Consider the following 17,464-nt stretch of genomic DNA (forward strand, 5'->3'; position numbering starts at 1 on the left):
TCACGCTGTCGGCGTCACGCCGGCGGCCGATAGGGCATCGGCCATGTCCATGAACTGGGCCACCGTCAATTCCTGAGGCCGCGCCGTAGGCGCCACCCCCAGGGCATCCCAGTCCAGCCATTCCGCCCAGGCGCCCAGGCTGCCCCGGATCATCTTGCGGCGCTGTTCGAAGACCCGCGCCACCAGCCGTTCGAACACCCGCGCGTCGCGGGGCTGGCGCAGCGTATCGGCTGCCAGCGGACGCATGCGTACCACGGCCGACATCACGCGTGGCGGCGGATCGAACGCATCAGGCGGCACGTCGAACAGGTGCGTCATGCGGTAGCGCGCCTGCAGCATGACGGACAGGCGTCCGTACTGGGTGTCGCCGGGACGGGCCACCATGCGGTCGATGACTTCGCGCTGCAGCATGAAATGCTGGTCGCGGACCCGGTCGGCCCAGCGCAGCAGATGGAACAGCAAGGGGCTGGAAATGTTATAGGGCAGGTTGCCCACCACGCGCAGCCGGGCGTCCTGTGCCTCGGCCGCACCCGCCTGGGCACCAGCAGCAGGCGCCAGATCGCCGAAATCCACCGTCAGAGCATCGGCCTCGACCACCCGCAGACGGTCCTCGCCCCAGCGGCCGCGCAGGCGACGGGCCAGATCACGGTCCAGTTCGACCACGGTCAGCCGGTCCAGCCGGTCCAGCAGCGGCGCCGTCAGCGCCGACAGGCCCGGACCGATCTCGACCATGGCGTCGCCAGGCTGCGGATCGATGGCGCGCACGATGGAGTCCACCACCGACTCGTCGGCCAGGAAGTGCTGGCCGAAGCGTTTGCGCGCCTGGTGCACCATCAGCGGCTGCCGCCGGCCGCCTTTTCCAGGCGGTTGTCGATATAGGCCTGGCCGCGCAACTGGTCGAGCCAGTCTTCATAGGCCGGCCCGATGCGGCGCTGCATCAGTTCGCGGCGCGCCTGCATGCGGCGGAATTCCTGCTCCATGTTCTTGGTCTGGCGGCCCTCGACCTGGATCAGGTGCCAGCCGAACGGCGACTTGATCGGTTCGCTGATCTGGCCGTCCTTCAGCGCGTTCATGGCCTGCTCGAAAGCCGGCACGGTCTCGCCGGGGTTCAGCCAGCCGAGATCGCCACCCTGAGGCGCGGAAGCGTCCTCGGAATAGCGCTTGGCCAGTTCAGTAAAGGATTCGCCGTGCTCGATGCGGGTACGCAGGCCTTCGAGGATGGCACGGGCCTTGTCGTCGCTCATGACCTTGGAGGTCTTGATCAGGATGTGGCGGGCATGGGTCTGCGTGACCATCATGGGGCCCGAGGGCGTCGGCGCGCGCGACGCCTGGGCCTGGGCCTGGGCCTGCTGAGCCTGCGCCTGAGCGGGCTTCGCCGCCCCGGAGGACTTGGGTGCCGGGCGCTGGGCGTAGCCGCGGCGCAGAACCTTCAGGATGTGGAAGCCACGGCCGCTCTGCACGATCCCGCTGACGCCTCCCGGCGGCGTGTTGGCGACCGCCTGCGCGAACAGGTCGGGCCAGTCGTGCAAGGGCCGGATGCCCATATTGCCGCCCTCCAGGGCCTGGGGCCCGTTCGACGAAGCTGCCGCGACACCGGCAAAATCGGCACCGGACTTCAGCTTGCGCAGAATGGCCTCGGCCTGTTTGCGCTTTTCCTGGACCGTGCTTTCGGCGGCGTAGTCGGGGACTTCGATCAGGATCTGCGCCAGTTCGACCAGTTCGGGACCGGTCGGAGCCGGCGCCGGCTCGGGTTCCGGCGCGGGTGCAGGCGCAGGCGCGGCCATCGGCTGGCCGGCGTTCATGGACAGGAAGGCATCGACGTCGCTGTTGCTGATGGTGATGCGATCCTCGACGAAGCGCTGACGCAGGATGTCGTCCTGGATCTGGGAGCGCAGATCGGTGCGGTAGTCGTCCCAATTCATGCCGCTGTTGGCGATTTCATGCCGCAACTGATCCACCGTGATGCGGTTGCGCTGGGCAATGGTCTGCACCGCCTGATCGACCTGGGCGTCGGACACCCGGATGCCGACGCGCTGGGCCTCGTGATCCTGCAGAGCCGCATTGATCATCTGCTGCAGCACCTGCCGCCGAAGCACGGCCGCCTCGGGCACCGGAATACGCTGCTGTTCCATCTGGCGGCGCACCTGAACCGCCTTGGCGTCCACCTGGGCCAGCGTGATGACTTCTTTGTCGACGATGGCGGCGATGCCGTCCACGAATTGCTGGGACGACGCCGGAGCGGGTGCGGCCTGGGCCGGACGGTTCGCCGGCTTGCCGGCAGCCAACGCGGACGCCGACACCCAGGCGCTCAGCACGATGGTCAGCGACAGTGCGCGGGCGGGATGACGCAAGCCAGACATCATTCGTACCTCTCAAAAACAGTTTTTTCAGGCGTGGGGGGAGTCACGGGCCGGTAGCCAATGACGCGATCACTCAGCAGGGACATGGGATCGGTGCCCAAGGAACCCAGACCGGTAAGCTCTAGTTGCAGGAACAGCGCAGTGTTGGTCTTCTGGGCCGACACCGCGTAGCGTTGCATCACCACGCGCGCAGCCCAGCCGCCGTCGCCCCGGTATTCCAGACCCATGATGGACTGGGTATTGCGCTTTTCGGCCAGGGAATAATCGTAGCGCCCCACCCCGTACCAACGCCGGGACAGCGGCCACTGGGTGCTCAGGCTGACCTGTTCACGGGACTCGGGCACGGTGCCATAGGGCAGCACCCCGTAAGGATCGGCATAGCTATTGACGTCGCGCTCGTAGCGATAGGACAGCGACACCGTCGCCAGGCGCTTCGGCGCCCAGCGCACGCCACTGCTGAGCCGGTTGCGCCTCTGGGTCTCGTGGTCGAACTGCCCATCGAAATACACCGAGAACGTATCGGTCAGCGCGGCCTTGGCCCCGACCAGATAATCCGACTGGGTGCCGCTGCGCGGTGCCTCGCCGGCCAGCGTCACCTTCTGCTGGTCGAAGTAGAAACGCTGGGCGAACGACAGGGACAGGCGCTCGAACCCGGTGTCCGCGTCCAACCAGCGGCTGGTCAGACCGGCGGTCAACTGGTTGGCATTGGAGATGCGATCCCAGCCGCCGCTGAAGATATTTTCATCGAAAGCCTGCTGGTAATTGAAGGTCGCCAGCCCCGTGTCGAACACGGGCAGGTTCGACTGATCACGGTACGGCACGTACAGGTAGTACAGGCGCGGCTCCAGCGTCTGGATGGCGGCGTTGCCGAACAACGAGGCGTTGCGCTCGAAAGTCAGGCCGGTGTCCACAGAGGCGATCGGCAGCACCCGAGACTGGCTGGTGGGACGCCCGGCGAAACGCGTCATGCCCGGCTCGGTGGCGAACCATTCGGTTTCATACTGGCTCATGTGCAGGCCGACCTTCGGGGTCAGGTAGGCGCCGGGCAGCACGAAAGGCCGCGCAATCGAGGTATAGGAGGTCAGGCGCGTACCATTGGGCATCAGGCGCTTGCCGGACTGATCGGGAAAGGCATCGCCGCGATAGATCGGCGCGATGAAGCGGGTCGCCGTGTTCTCGGACACCACATCCAGGCCATGCCAGCCGTAGCGCCGCGCGTTGAAGGTCAACTGAGGCAGCATGTCGTAGGGCGGCGCCAGGAAGGACCCGGTGCTGTCCTGCAAGGTCTGGTAGCGGTAGAACTGCAGCGAGCCGGACAGATAGCGGCTGTCGGACCAGGACAGCAGTGCCTGGCTGGGCATGTAGGTGATGGCCGCGTCCGTCAGCCCGAAGGACGAGAAATCACGGAAATAATCGTCGTCCGAGACCTTGCGCGCATCCAGGTAGGCGCTGAAGCCCTGGCCCAGCGTCTGGGTGTGCTGCATCGAATACATCCAGCGCTTGTTGCCCGTCTGCTGGTCGCGCATGATGTAGGTGCCGAACAGTTCGGAATGGGAACTGCCGCTCATGTGACGGAATTCGGTGCCCAGCAGCAGACCGCGCTTGGTGAGATAGCGGGGAAACAGCGTCGCGTCGTAATTCGGCGCCAGGTTCAGATAATACGGCGTGGTCAGCTCGATCCCGCCGTTGCTGGACGTGCCATAGGTCGGCACCAGAAAGCCGGACTTGCGGTCCTTGCCCAGCGGGAACGTCAAATAGGGTGAATACAGGATCGGCGCACCCTTGAAATACAGCACACCGTTGCGCGCGACACCTTCGTTTTCATCCAGGTACAGATCAACGCGACTTGAATCGATGTACCAGGCGGGGTCCGGCCCCGTCCAGCCGCTGTAGCGCAGGTTTTTCAGGCGCATGTGCTGACGGCTGATGATGTCGGCTTCGTCGGCCTGCCCGACGCCGCCCGTGCCGCCCAGCCAGAAGCGCGGCTGCTCGACCAGGCCCTGTTCGGTCTCGACGTTGTAACGCAGATGCGGACCGCGCACGATATTGCCATCGCGAACCATCAGGCCATTGCCGCGGACATCGGCTTCGCCCGTGGATTGCAGGTAGTCGATGCGATCGCCCTTGATCACGGAATCCAGACGGCGGACCTGGGCGTTGCCTTGCAGAATCACCCGCCCATCCGCATCGCGGCTGATGTCATCGCCGATCAGAAACGACGGCAGGGCGTCGTCCTTGAGCCCCGGATGCAGCCGCAGGCTGCCGACCATCCGCATGCCGCCGTCCGCATCCGGCGCGGGCGGTGCAGCCAGAGCCGGCGCCGACAGGCATAGGCCCAGGCCCAGGCCCAGGCCCAGGCCCAGGAAGATGATGCGACCGATCCAATGCGCCAAGACCCGGTTCCCCGAAATGGTTGAAAGAAACAACGGCCGATCGGTCCACCCGCGACGACCAGCGACCCAGTATTATAGAGAAGCCGGGCCGCATCGTGTCCGCTCATCCAGCCGGTCGATCCGCTGCCCCTTTCCTATCCCGAATTTCTCTCGAATCCCGCGCATGATCCCTACCTCCACCCCGGACCTCCGCCTGGACGCCCTGCGCCACTGGCTGGGCCTGCACGCCGACCGGCTGGGCCTGGTCCTGGACAGCCTGGCACCTGTTTCCGGCGATGCCAGCTTCCGCCGCTATTTCCGCCTGCAGTCCACGGGCGGCACCCTGATCGCCATGGACGCCCCGCCGCCCCACGAGGACTGCGCGCCCTTCGTCCGCATCGCCGGGCTGCTGGCGCAAGGCGGGTTGCGCGTCCCCGAGATCCTGGCCCAGGATCTGGACCAGGGCTTCCTGCTGCTCACCGACCTGGGCAAGCACACCTTCTACGAGGTCTTGCGCGACGGTCTGGAACAGGACGAGGCCGCCCTGCAGCGGCATTACCGGGGCGCCCTGCGCGCCCTGGTCGCGTTGCAGCAATGCCCGGCCGACAGCCTGCCGCCCTATGACGAAGCCCGCCTGCTCGAAGAACTGGCCGTCTTTCCGCAGTGGTATCTACGCACTCATCTGGCCCACACGCCCGATGCCGCTGCCGAGGCCGCGCTGGCGGACATCTTCGGCCTGCTGGCACAGCGGGCGGCGGCGCAGCCGCGCGTCCTGGTGCACCGGGACTTCCATTCGCCCAACCTGATGCTCGGCGCCGACACGCCGGACTCTGCTCCCGGCATCATCGATTTCCAGGACGCCCTGAACGGCCCGATCAGCTACGACATCGCCTCGCTGGCCATGGATGCCCGCACCACCTGGGACGAAGCCCGCCAGCTCGACTGGGCCATCCGCTACTGGGAATACGCCCGGGCGGCGGGGCTGCCGGTCCCGGATGACTTCGCCGACTTCCACGTCGACTACGAATGGATGGGGCTGCAGCGCAACCTGCGTATTCTGGGCGTCTTCGCTCGCCTGTCGCACCGCGACGGCAAGCACCACTACCTGGACCACATGCCCCGGGTGCGGACCTACGTGAACCAGGTCGCGGGGCGCTACGCCGTCTTCCGTCCCCTGCTGCGCCTGCTGGATCAGGCCGAACAGACACCCAAGACCGAGGGATTTTCGTTCTAGTCAGGCCCCCGCTCATCAAGGAATCATCACCATGCGCGCCATGATTCTGGCCGCCGGACGCGGCGAACGCATGCGCCCGCTGACGGACACTTGCCCCAAACCCTTGCTGCCCGTGGGCGGCCGCCCCCTGATTGCCTGGCACCTGGCACACCTGGCCCGCGCCGGCATCACCGACGTTCTGGTGAACCACGCCTGGCTGGGCGAACGGATCGAGGCCGCGCTGGGTGACGGCCGAGCGTACGGCGTGCGGCTGCGCTATTCAGCCGAATCCCCCGCCCTGGAAACAGCGGGCGGCATCGCACGCGCCCTGCCGTTCTTCCAGGACCAGCCCTTCCTGGTCCTGAACGGCGACGTCTGGTGCGACTGGGACCCCGCGCGGGCGCCGCGCCTGGCGGCCGCGTGGCCGGCCGACCGCCTGGCCCATCTGGTTCTGGTGGCCAACCCCGACCACCACCCCGAAGGCGATTTCGTTCTGCAGGCCGACGGCGGAGTCGCACCGCGCACGGACAGCGACGCAGGCCATCCGGATGGCCTCGGGCACGCGTCAGCGGCGCAATCCCTGACCGCGCCGACCGCCGCACTGACCTTCGCCGGCATCGGCCTGTATCGCCCCTCCCTGTTCGCCGACACCGATCCGGATCAGCCCGCGCCGCTCGCGCCACTGCTGCGCCAGGCGATGGCGGCCCACGCCGTGAGCGGCGAACGGCACACGGGACGCTGGATCGACGTCGGCACGCCCGCGCGCCTGGCGGCCCTGGACGCCGAACTGGGGGAGCGCACGATGAGTCCGGACACCTGACCACCCCCATCAAATCGCAACCGGATGTAGGTCCGCCCCCAGGAAAACCACGAAAACGTTTATCCTATTCGGTTTCGCGCCCGCGCGCCCAAGCGGCGCGGCGCTTTGTGCAGGCTTCACGCAATTCAGGAATTTCGTCATGTCGCTCGGCCCCAAACGCCCCACCTTCAAGCCCACGCCCTACGGCTATACCCGGCGCAGCCGTGGCATCCCTCGTTGGCTGATGCTGCTGATCACCGGCGTGGTGCTGGGTGCCGGGGGTGTGCTGTTCCTGCAGCGCAGCTACGGCCCGCAGCGCCTCACGGTCGAACAATCCGAGCAATTGCGCTCGGACCTGAACACCTCCAACATGGAAAGCCAGCGCCTGTCCATCGAGTCTGAAAAGATCAAGACCGAAATCAAGCAGGCGCGCCAGGATCAGCAGGAGCAGGCCGCCCGCGCCGAACAGGCGCGCAAGCAGACCGCCGACATGGAGGCCGGTCTCGCCAGCCTGATCCAGGCCATCCCCCCCGATCCGCGCGGCACCTCGCCGGGCATTCGTGGCGCCGACATGGTCGCGCGCGATGCCGGCGTGGACTACCGCATCCTGTTGATCCAGGATCTGCCGGAAGGCCGATCCGAGGTCCCCGCCCTGCGCGGCCGGATCAAACTGATCGCCCAGGGGGCCTACCCCAACGGCAACACGGGCTACATCGATCTGGCCGAGCAGCCCCTGGACATGGGCCGCTACATCGTCATCGAAGGCCGCGCCGAACTGCCGAACAAGGCCTTCCGGCCACGCCAGGTCACCATCCAGGTCATGGGCGAAGGGTCCGACAAGGTCATCGCCACGCGCACTTTCCACGTGGTGGCCGGACGCTGATCGGCACGCCCCCCCAGCAAAAGCTCAAATGCCCGCCGCCTCGTACCTTGCAAGGCACTCGGATTCGATAGGCATGGGACAGTCCGCAAGGGACTGCCCCATGTCCGATCTCATCCGGGCATTTGAATTTATGAAACGTGCTGCAGAAAGTCCCGCAGCCGTTGACTCGGCGGCTGACTGAGCAAGGCCGCAGGCTCGCCGTCCTCGGCGATCTTGCCGCCGTCCATGAAGATCAGGCGACTGCCGACCTTGCGGGCGAACTCCATTTCGTGGGTGACCACGATCATGGTCATGCCTGCCTCGGCCACGTCCTGCATCACTTTCAGGACCTCGTGGCGCAGTTCCGGGTCCAGCGCCGACGTCGGTTCGTCGAACAGCATCAGCAGCGGCTTGATGGCCAATGCGCGGGCGATCGCCACGCGTTGTTGCTGGCCACCGGACAACTGCCCGGGATAGTGACCGGCGCGTTCGGCCAGCCCCACCTTGGACAGCAGTTCCAGCGCCTGTGCGCGGGCCTGGTCGCGGGGCGTGCCCCGGGTGTGGACGGGACCGAACATGACGTTCTCCAGCGCCGTGAGCTGGGGAAACAGATTGAACTGCTGGAACACCATGCCGGCCTCTCGGCGCAGTTCTCGCACCTGAGCCGGCGGCCCCAGGACACTGTGGCCGTTGACGATGATATCCCCGCCCTGGATGGTTTCCAGCACGTTGATGCAGCGCAGAAAGGTGGATTTGCCCGAACCGGACGGCCCCACCACGACCACGACCTCGCCCGCATCGATGCTCAGGTCGATGCCGTCGAGGACGACATTGTCGCCAAAGCACTTGGTGACGTTCTTGAATTCGACGATGCTCATACGATGCGCGTCCTGTGTTCGATGTATTTCAACGCCAGCGCGATGCAGCCCGTCATGATCAGGTAGATCACCGCCACCGCGCCCCAGATTTCCACGGCACGGAAATTACCGGCGATGATTTCCTGACCCTGGCGGGTGAGTTCAGCCACCCCGATCACGATGAACAGGGACGAGTCCTTGAGGCTGATGATGCACTGGTTGCCCATCGTGGGAATCATGCGCCGCAGCGCCACCGGACCGATGATGCGCGCCAGGATCTTGTGAAACGGCAGACCCATGGCCTGCCCGGCTTCGTACAGGCCCTTGGGCACCGACAGCAGGCCGGCGCGCACGATCTCGGCAATATAGGCGCCCGAATTGATCATCAGCGTCACGGTCGCGGCCGTGAAGCCATCGATGCGCAAGTTCACCAGCAGCGGCAGCGCGAAATAGATGAACATCACCTGGACCACGATCGGCGTGCCACGGATCACCAGGATGTAGACCTGGGACAGAAAGGACAGCACCAGCGGCACCCAGGAAAAAAAGCGCCAGACCAACAAGGCCAGCACCGCCAGTCGCAGCGCCCACCAGGCCTCGTCGGGCACGCCGGCCAGAGGACCGTCGCCCAGCCAGGATGCCAGCCGCAGCAGGATCACGGCAAGCACCACGATCACGAGGCTCCAGGCCAGGGAACGGCGCGTCACGGGCACCGGCACGTACGTCACCACGACCCCGGACAGGGCGCCGATGATCGTGCCGCCCACCAGGCCCAGCAGGGTGATCTGGATCGTCATCCAAGCACCAGCCATCAGGTCGGGCCAGGCGGCCCAGATAGCGGACCATTCAAAAGTCATGGTCTTTCCCCATCAAAACAGGCATCCGCGTCACGGATACCGAAAATACGGCAACGGCGGCCGGACGCAGGCATCCGGCCGCCGTTGAATCAATCAGCCGCGGTCAGTTTACGGCGCTGGCCTTCTTGCCGAACCAGGTTTCATACAGCTTGTCGTAGGTGCCGTTGGACTTCAATTCCGCCAAGGCCTTGTTGACGACGGGCACCAGTTCGCTGCCCTTGGGGAAGGCAATGCCGTAGAAGTCGCCGCTCTTGAGCGAACCGACGACCTTGACCTTGCCGTTGCCGGCGGTCTTGGCGTAGTACTGGACGTTGGGCGTGTCGTGCACCACGGCGTCCACACGACCGGTGGCCAGTTCCAGGAAGGCGTTGTCGATGTTCGGGAAGAGCTTGAGCTTGGCCGAGGGCACGTTGGCCTTCATGTAGTCCACCGTCGCGGTGCCGATCTTCACGGCCACCGTCTTGCCTTCCAGGTCCTTCGCGGTCTTGATCGGGCTGTCGTTGGCCACCAGAATGGCCAGGCCGGACTCATAGTAAGGCTCGGAGAAGTCGATGACCTTGGCGCGGTCCTCGCGGATGGTGATCCCGGCCAGGGCCACGTCCACGTTGCGCGTCTGCAGGCCCGGGATGATGCCGTTGAAGTCCATCGGCTGCAGCTTGTAGGTCAGCCCGGCCTGCTTGGCGATGGCGTCCCACAACTGGACGTCGAACCCGGTGTATTTGCCGTTCTGCTTGAACTCGAACGGCACGAAGGCCGTATCGGTGGCGACGATCAGGTCCTTGGCGGACGCCTGGGTCATCGGCAGGGCCAGGGTCAGGGCCAGCCCCGCCAGGGCCGCTTTGAAGGTCTTGGACAGCATCATGTAGTCTCCTTGTGGAAGTCTTTGCTGCGGCCGGTACGCCGCGTTCTCATTCATGTTAACTGAAATGCCCGTGATTCCCGCGCCCCAAAAGGCCGGAATCACGGGCATGCGCCGCAATTTTCGGGAAATCCCCTAAATTAAAAAGCGGGGACGATGGCGCCCTTGTAGTGCTCCAGGATGTAGTCGCGGACCTTGGCGGAGTGCAGGGCATCGACCAGCTTGCGGATCGCGGGATCGTCCTTGCGATCTTCGCGGACCGCCACCAGGTTGGCGTAGGGAGAATCCTTGTCCTCGATGAACAGGGCGTCCTTCACCGGGTTCAGGCCGGCTTCCAGCGCGTAGTTGGTGTTGATCAGGGCCACGTCCACGTCGGGCAGCACGCGCGGCAGGGTGGCGGCTTCCAGTTCGCGGAACTTCAGGTGCTTGGGGTTTTCCGACACGTCGCGGGCGGTCGCCAGGATGTTGCTCGGGTCCTTCAGCTTGATCAGGCCTTGCTTTTGCAACAGCAGCAGGGCGCGAGCGCCGTTCGAGGGATCATTCGGGATGGCGATCTGAGCGCCGTCCTTCAGGTCCTTGATGTCCTTGATCTTCTGCGAGTAGGCACCAAAGGGCTCGACGTGGACCAGACCCACCGGCACCAGCTTCGTGCCGTGTTCCTTGTTGAAGGAATCCAGGTAAGGCTGATGCTGGAAGAAATTGACGTCGATCTGCTTGTCGGAGACCTGCAGATTGGGCTGGACGTAGTCGGTGAAGACCTTGATGTCCAGATCCACGCCTTCCTTGGCCAGATCGGGCTTGACGAATTCCAGCAGCTCGGCGTGCGGCACGGGGGTGGCCGCCACGGACAGCTTGGCCGCCTGCGCCGGAGCGGCGAAGGCCAGGGGCAATGCCAGCGCCAGAACCGGCGCGAATTTCTTGAACATGAAAACTCTCCTAAAAACCCAGAAACAACTACCGTCTGTTGAGCTTGGCCACCCAGCGGTCGCCGAGCACTTGAAAAACCTGAACCATGACCACCAGAATTACGACCGTGACGACCATGACGTCGCCCTGATAGCGTTGATAGCCGTAGCGCACCGCCAGGTCACCCAGACCGCCGCCGCCGATCACGCCCGACATCGCGGAATAGCCGACCAGGGTGATGGCCGTGACCACAATGGCCGCCAGGATGCCGGTGGTCGCCTCCGGCAGCAGCGCCCACAGCACCGTCTGGCGGGACGTCGCCCCCATGGCGCGGCAGGCTTCGTTCACCCCCGGGTCCAGTTCGCGCAATACGTTCTCCACCAGCCGGGCGAAGAACGGCGCGGCGCTCGCCACCAGCGGCGGAATCGAGCCCTGAACGCCCAGTGCCGTCCCCACCACCAGGCGGGAAAACGGAATCATCACGATCAGCAGGATCAGGAACGGCACCGAACGCATCACGTTCACGATGAACGCGACCGTCTGGTACACCGCGCGGTTGTCCATGGCCTGCCCCGGACTGGACAGAAACAGCAGCACCCCGACCGGCAGACCGATCAGCACGGTGAACAGCAGAGAAAAGCCCGTCATCAGCAAAGTGTCGATCGTGGCTGCGCCGATCATCCACCAATCCACATTCGCCATCATGGCCGCAATACCTCGTAATCGACGCCTGCCGCATCCAGCGCGGGGGCGAGTCCATCCAGACCGGCCCCGGTCCCTGCGGCCGCCACGACCAACTGGCCATAGGGCGTATCCTTGATCCGACCCACCGAGCCCTGCAGGATGCTCAGGTCCAGGCCCAGATCGCGGCTCAGGCGGCTGAGCAGCGGGCTGGCCGTGTTGTCGCCCCGGAAGCTCAGGCGCAGCAGACGGCCCGGCACACCCTGGGCCAGAGCGCGCCAACCCTCGCCGCCGTCCAGACCGCTTTCAGACAGCAGCGCACGCGTCGCATCGTGTCCGGGATGCAGAAAGACCTCCAGCACCTGGCCAGCCTCGACGATACGGCCGCCCTCGATCACCGCCACCCGGTCGCAGACCGCCCGGATCACGTCCATGCCGTGCGTAATCAGCACGATCGTCAGTCCCAGGCGCTGGTTGATGTCGCCCAGCAAGCGCAAGATGGACTGGGTGGTTTCCGGGTCCAGCGCCGAGGTCGCCTCGTCGCACAGCAGCAGGCGCGGCTTGCTGGCGAGCGCACGGGCAATGCCCACGCGCTGCTGCTGGCCGCCGGACAACTGCCCCGGATATTTGTGTGCCTGATCGGCCAGGCCGACCAGATTCAGGACTTCGCGGGCACGCGCCTCGCGGTCCGCGCGCGGCATGCCCGACAGACGCAGCGGAAAGCAGACGTTGTCCATCACCGTGCGCGAACGCAGCAGATTGAAATGCTGGAACACCATACCCACCGAGCGCCGGTATTCGCGCAACTGAGCATCGGAAAACGCCGTGATGTCGCGCCCGTCCACCCGTACGCTGCCCTCGGTGGGGCGCTCCAGCAGATTGAGCATGCGGATCAGGGTGCTTTTGCCCGCACCCGAACGCCCGATGATGCCGAAGACCTCGCCTTCGCGGATGTTCAGGTTGACGTCGATGAGCGCGTTCACCGCCCGACCGGCGGATTCGTACGTCTTACGGATGTTCTCGAGATCGATCAAGATGCGTGGTCACTGAGAAAAAAACGATCCCGGATCAACGGGATTCGAAACAGGAATTTACCATGTCGATTTGGCATTTTATGCCGATAGCATATTACTTAAAATAATAATCGCACGATGGTGAGGACGGACTGACAAGCGCCCCCGGACGAGGATCGCCCGCGACCCGGACGGGACATACGCGGAAGTACGGATACACATCCCTGGAGGCTGGTCGCACAATGACCCCAGCTTGCCTCATGTGTTTCGTCAAGAGGATGGCAATGCCCCGGGAAAAGCAGAACGCCTCCCCGAAGGGAGGCGCTACGCATTGGATACCGCAAGGAAATTCTGGTGGGTCGTGCGCGGTTCGAACGCGCGACCAACGGATTAAAAGTCCGGTGCTCTACCGACTGAGCTAACGACCCACGAAGCCCTAAATTTTCGCATTACATCCAGATAGCGTCAAGTTCTCAACAGTCTTTTCACAACGCTTTGTTTTAAAAGGCTTTTCATCACCCGGCTCCGGAGACCACGAGAGACTCCCCCCATGTCCGACCCGAACACCTACCCATCCCTGCGGCTGCACATCCTGTCCGACCTGCATCTCGGCCAGCAAGGCCTGGACCTGCCCGATGTCGAAGCGGACGTCACCATCCTGGCGGGCGACATCGCCCGCCCCCGGGCGGCCATGGACTGGGCGGGCCGGATCGACCGCCCCGTGCTGTACGTGCCGGGCAACCACGAGTTCTACGGCGGCGGCATCCCCGACGTGCGCGCGGAACTGGCCGACCAGGCGCAGGCGCACGGCATAGAACTGCTGGATCAGCGGGCCATGGTGATCGGCGGGGTGCGCTTTCTGGGGGCCACGCTATGGACGGATTTCGAACTGTTCGGCGCCGAACTGCGCGACCTGGCGATGGAGCGCACCGCAGAGTTCATGCGCGACTTTCAGGTCATCGGCAACGGCGACGGCTCGCGTTTCACGCCTCAGGATGCCGCTGCGCTGTTCCGCGCCCAATACGACTGGCTGGACGCCCAATTGGATCAGCCCCACTCGGGGCCGACGGTGGTCATCACGCATCACGCACCGAACATGCGCAGCGTGCATCCGCGCTTTTCCGAATCCCTGATCAGCGCAGGTTTCGTGTCCGAGTGCGCCAGCCTGCTGGGCCGGGCCGATCTCTGGATCCACGGCCACACGCATGACAGTTTCGACTATTCGGTGTACGGTGCGCGCGTCATCTGCAACCCGCGCGGCTACTGCCGCGACGGGGTCAACGAGAACCCGGACTTCGATCCGGGATTGTGTATCACCGTGCCCTGGAAATCCTGACTTCGGCGCCCCGGCGCTTGACCTCCAGGCCTTCGGACGGCAGGATGCGCAGGCCTTCCAGGCCCTTGATGTAGCTGGAGCCCTGCATCTGCATCACGCGGATCTTGTTGCGCATGACCACCGGGTTGTGTTCGGGCATCCCGAACATCCAGACTTCTTCGAGGATGCGCGCCGAATTGATTTCGCCGGTGTGCTGGGCCGTCGGCCCCAGGCACAGCATATGGCCCTCGCGGCCGAAGACCGGCAGCGTGTCCAGGCCCGGACGCACCGTCCAGCGGGTGCCGCCTTCGTAGCGCCAGCCCGTGTTCAGGTCCCACCAGGCGTCACCCTGGGGCAGATAGACCTCGGTCACACCCCCGGGTTGCATGACGGGGGCCACCAGCAACGCCGGCCCCAGCAGGTACTGGGTGTCCCAGACATGCGCGTCGGCGTCGGCCGGATAGGCCTGAGCCATGGACCGCTGCACCGGCAGGCCGGTGCGCACGGCGTCGTCGATGATGCCGGCCACATAGGGCAGCAAGCGATAGCGCCATTGCAGCCAGTGTGCGATCAGCGCACGCGTGTCGGCATCGAAGGCGTCCGGCATCAGCGCCGGCAAGCCCTGAAAGCTGAAATTGGCGGAAAACACGCCCATCGCCAGCCAACGCAGATAGAGTTCGGGCGTCAACGCATCGGTCGGCCGCCCGGAATGACCCAGGCGGTGGGTCTGCACCGCCACACCGCTGTTGCCGACCGACAGAGCGGCCCGCAAGGTGGCGGCATAGCCGTCCCAGTCGTTGTCCACGGCTGGCCCCTGCTGCCAGGCGAAACGCTGCACCCCGGGGAACAGGTCGCGACTGAGCAGGACGCCTTCCTGGGGCGTACGCGGGCCGGCAACGGCGTCGAACAGGGCACGGCGCGCCAGATGGGGATAGGCCGTCCGCAGCACGGCACCGGCTTCGCCGCCACGCGCCTCGACCCCATCGGGCAAGGCGAACTGCGCCTGGCAGACAGGCGCATCCAGGCCTTCTTCAACGGCCTGCAAATGACGTTCGGTCCACAGGCGGGCCGCATCCCGGTGCGTCAGGTCCAGCAGCCCGAACGGCTGGCCGCCGGAAGCCGGTGTGCCGGGACAGACCCAGGGGTCGCCTTCGGTATCGCACAGCAGCCAGCCCCGATCCTCCCATTCTTCGAACAGCGGGGTGCCCTGCAGGACGCCAGGGATGCAGGCCCCTGCCAGATGCACGTCGAGCGCGGCGGCCGCGGCCGCAAAACCACGCCAGTCGGGCACACGGTCCGACCATTCGAAGACGGGCTTGTCGGCCTGGAAGCCCAGGATGGCCGGATCGGCCAGCACCAGCGCATCCAGCGCCATGCCCTGGCCGCGCAGGCTGCGTATCTGCTGCAGGCTGGATTCGGCGGACTGGCCCGGCGCCTGGTCCAGCCAGACGCCCATGGGCCAGAGATTGGGCTGCCCGGCGCGTCCGGTGAGCGCCGTGTATTGGTTCAGAATTTCGGACGGTTCGCCGACGAACAGAAACAGGTCGAGGCCCTCGCCCCGCGTCTGGACGGCATAGATGCCATCGACTGACAGATCATGTTCCACACGATCCAGCGTATTGACGTGCACACCCCAGCCGCGCGGGCTCCAGGCCAGAGGCAGACTGCGGTCCGCCGGCTGGTCGGACACCAGGCGGGCGCCTCGGCGATCCAGATCGCCCAGGGACTCTCCCAGGCCGTACAGGCCCTCGTCGGGTTCCAGTGTCCAGGCCAGTGGCCACACGGCCTCATCACCGTCGCCGGAAAGCCGGACCGGCAGATCGGCGCGGGCCACGCACTGGTCGCCCCGGAACAGCCGCAGGCCGGAATCGGACCCACCGATCTCCAGACCGGCTTCGCCCTGAGTCAGGCGCCAGCCGCCCGACATCGCTGCCTGGCATTCCATTTCCCCGACCGGTTCCTGGCGTGCCAGCAGCAGGTCGGCCTGGCGCTGCGCGCGCAGCGTCGGCTTGCCGGGCTCCAGCCAGGCGACAGGCCCGCAACGCAGGCGGAACACGCCAGGTGCATGGGCCTCGATTCGCAGGCGCCATTCACCGGCATGCAACGCCCATTCGACGCAGGAAGGCGTCGTCACGACCGGGCCGGTCTCGAAAACTTGGTCCGCCAATTCGATGGTGGGTGACACAGCGTGATCCTCTGGGCACTTGATCCGCAAGCGTCTTGCGGAGATGCGGCTTGCAAAAGACGTTATTCTGACGGATTTGCGCCATAAAATAAAATCCCGGCCTCAGGAACCTCTGATTCGGAGGCTCCTCAACGCAAACCAATGCGCCTGACCAGTTCACGTTCGGCGGGCACGGGCTCGCCATCGAGCCACGCGCCGATCAGATCGCCCGCCAGGGCGGACCAGCTCAGACCACGCGACCCATAGGCGCACGCCAGCCACAGCCCCGGCCGATCCGGCACCGCACCGATCAGGGGCAAGTGGTCGCGCGTAGCGGCCCGCCAGCCGGCCCATCCCACTGCCTCGCCCCGCCCCAGCCAGGGGATGTCCCGCGCCGCGACCCAGCCCTGTACGCGTGCCAGAATGTCCCGGTGACCGGCCTCATCCGCCACGGCCTCGGCCACATCGGGCCGGTAGGTGCTGCCGACCACGCCCCAGCCATCCCGAGGCGGCAGACAATAGCCATGGCCCGACAGGACACAACGCGGCACATCAGACGCGCCCGCCGGATACAGACTGACCTGCCCCGCAAGCGGCGTAAGCCCCGACAGGACCGGCAGACGCTCGACCGTCACCAGATCGGCCAGCAAAGTTCGCGCCCGCAACGCATTGGCCACCACGACCCGGTCCGCCCGCCCCACTTCCCGCCCCTCGGCGTCCCGCAATGACCAGCCGCCGTCCGCCACCTGGGCCAGCGAATCGACGGCGGCGGGCCGGCGCGTCACGCCCGGCAAGCCCAGCAGCGCGGCAATCAGTTCGCCCGGACACACGCGCAGCGCGCCGGGAAACCAGAGCCCGCCCCAAGGCACCCCGGCCCCGGCCTGAAGCCCCGCCTGCACGGGGTCGAGCCAGCGCACCCAGCCTTCCGGAAAGCCCAGCCGCACCAGGGCCTGACGCTGCACATGCGCCTGCGATTCCGACTGCGCGCAGACCAGAGCACCGCAGGCCTGCGGCCGGGCTGCTTCGCACAGCCCCAGCCAACGGGCGCGCGCCCGGTCCAGGCCGGCCCGGCTCAGGCGCGAACGCGTGTCGTCGTCCGGACTGAGGGCGGGCACCAGCGCGGCAGCCCCTCTCCGGCGCAACGCCGGATCGACGTCCAGGGCGCACTGCGGGTCCCAGACCTCGACCTCGTGGCCGCGACCGGCC

At 65.9% G+C, this 17,464-nt stretch carries 15 protein-coding genes and 1 tRNA gene; 4 read left to right on the forward strand and 12 right to left on the reverse strand.

The window, feature by feature from the left end:
• From rsmA to WA983_RS03440, 3 genes are read right to left on the reverse strand one after another with little or no spacing between them, the layout of a single operon-like run.
• Positions 1-837: a 16S rRNA (adenine(1518)-N(6)/adenine(1519)-N(6))-dimethyltransferase RsmA gene (gene rsmA / locus WA983_RS03430; protein WP_424252345.1), complete on the reverse strand. Its 837-nt coding sequence runs from the start codon at positions 835-837 to the stop codon at positions 1-3.
• On the reverse strand, positions 834-2,363 hold the full coding sequence (locus tag WA983_RS03435) for a peptidylprolyl isomerase (RefSeq protein ID WP_424252319.1): 1,530 nt from the start codon (positions 2,361-2,363) through the stop codon (positions 834-836). The genes rsmA and WA983_RS03435 overlap by 4 nt, the downstream gene beginning before the upstream one ends.
• Complete coding sequence (locus WA983_RS03440; RefSeq protein ID WP_424311601.1) at positions 2,360-4,753, reverse strand: LPS-assembly protein LptD; 2,394 nt, start codon at positions 4,751-4,753, stop codon at positions 2,360-2,362. Before WA983_RS03440 ends, WA983_RS03435 begins: the two co-directional genes overlap by 4 nt.
• 163 nt (positions 4,754-4,916) lie before the next feature.
• On the opposite strand from WA983_RS03440, the gene WA983_RS03445 reads away from it, so the two are divergent.
• The 3 genes from WA983_RS03445 to WA983_RS03455 all read left to right on the forward strand — a co-directional run bounded on the left by WA983_RS03445 (position 4,917) and on the right by WA983_RS03455 (position 7,627).
• Positions 4,917-5,966 carry an aminoglycoside phosphotransferase family protein gene (locus WA983_RS03445; protein ID WP_424252323.1) on the forward strand — a complete coding sequence of 350 codons (1,050 nt, stop codon included), beginning with the start codon at positions 4,917-4,919 and terminating at the stop codon, positions 5,964-5,966.
• Positions 5,967-5,997: 31 nt separating this feature from the next.
• On the forward strand, positions 5,998-6,765 hold the full coding sequence (locus WA983_RS03450) for a nucleotidyltransferase family protein (protein WP_424252325.1): 768 nt from the start codon (positions 5,998-6,000) through the stop codon (positions 6,763-6,765).
• Between the two features lie 139 nt (positions 6,766-6,904).
• A complete protein-coding gene (locus WA983_RS03455; protein ID WP_424252327.1) occupies positions 6,905-7,627 on the forward strand; it encodes a hypothetical protein in 723 nt (240 codons plus the stop codon).
• A gap of 128 nt (positions 7,628-7,755) precedes the next feature.
• Here the strand turns inward: WA983_RS03455 and glnQ are convergent, their stop codons facing one another.
• From glnQ to WA983_RS03490, 7 genes are all read right to left on the reverse strand, one after another.
• On the reverse strand, positions 7,756-8,484 hold the full coding sequence (glnQ, locus tag WA983_RS03460; RefSeq protein ID WP_424252328.1) for a glutamine ABC transporter ATP-binding protein GlnQ: 729 nt from the start codon (positions 8,482-8,484) through the stop codon (positions 7,756-7,758).
• Positions 8,481-9,320, reverse strand: coding sequence for an ABC transporter permease subunit (locus tag WA983_RS03465; RefSeq protein WP_424252330.1), 840 nt, complete (start codon positions 9,318-9,320; stop codon positions 8,481-8,483). Before WA983_RS03465 ends, glnQ begins: the two co-directional genes overlap by 4 nt.
• A gap of 103 nt (positions 9,321-9,423) precedes the next feature.
• Positions 9,424-10,179, reverse strand: coding sequence for a glutamine ABC transporter substrate-binding protein GlnH (gene glnH / locus WA983_RS03470; protein ID WP_424252346.1), 756 nt, complete (start codon positions 10,177-10,179; stop codon positions 9,424-9,426).
• A gap of 140 nt (positions 10,180-10,319) precedes the next feature.
• The gene (locus WA983_RS03475) at positions 10,320-11,105 is read right to left on the reverse strand and encodes a MetQ/NlpA family ABC transporter substrate-binding protein (protein ID WP_424252332.1); all 786 of its coding nucleotides are present in this window, start codon (positions 11,103-11,105) and stop codon (positions 10,320-10,322) included.
• A gap of 28 nt (positions 11,106-11,133) precedes the next feature.
• Positions 11,134-11,790, reverse strand: a complete 657-nt coding sequence (locus WA983_RS03480; protein WP_424252333.1) for a methionine ABC transporter permease — start codon at positions 11,788-11,790, stop codon at positions 11,134-11,136.
• Positions 11,787-12,800, reverse strand: coding sequence for a methionine ABC transporter ATP-binding protein (locus tag WA983_RS03485; protein ID WP_424252335.1), 1,014 nt, complete (start codon positions 12,798-12,800; stop codon positions 11,787-11,789). The genes WA983_RS03480 and WA983_RS03485 overlap by 4 nt, the downstream gene beginning before the upstream one ends.
• A gap of 331 nt (positions 12,801-13,131) precedes the next feature.
• Positions 13,132-13,207, reverse strand: a tRNA-Lys gene (locus tag WA983_RS03490).
• Positions 13,208-13,329: 122 nt separating this feature from the next.
• On the opposite strand from WA983_RS03490, the gene WA983_RS03495 reads away from it, so the two are divergent.
• The gene (locus WA983_RS03495; protein ID WP_424252337.1) at positions 13,330-14,115 is read left to right on the forward strand and encodes a metallophosphoesterase; all 786 of its coding nucleotides are present in this window, start codon (positions 13,330-13,332) and stop codon (positions 14,113-14,115) included.
• On the opposite strand, the gene WA983_RS03500 is transcribed toward WA983_RS03495, so the two are convergent.
• Together WA983_RS03500 and WA983_RS03505 are read right to left on the reverse strand one after the other, a co-directional pair.
• Positions 14,093-16,279, reverse strand: a complete 2,187-nt coding sequence (locus tag WA983_RS03500; RefSeq protein ID WP_424252339.1) for a glycoside hydrolase family 31 protein — start codon at positions 16,277-16,279, stop codon at positions 14,093-14,095. The genes WA983_RS03495 and WA983_RS03500 overlap by 23 nt on opposite strands.
• A 128-nt stretch (positions 16,280-16,407) precedes the next feature.
• A partial coding sequence (locus WA983_RS03505) for an FAD-dependent oxidoreductase (RefSeq protein ID WP_424311602.1) occupies positions 16,408-17,464 on the reverse strand: 1,057 nt, incomplete at its 5' end.

The organism is Castellaniella sp. (genome assembly GCF_049650445.1).
Classification (GTDB): Bacteria; Pseudomonadota; Gammaproteobacteria; order Burkholderiales; family Burkholderiaceae_B; genus Castellaniella.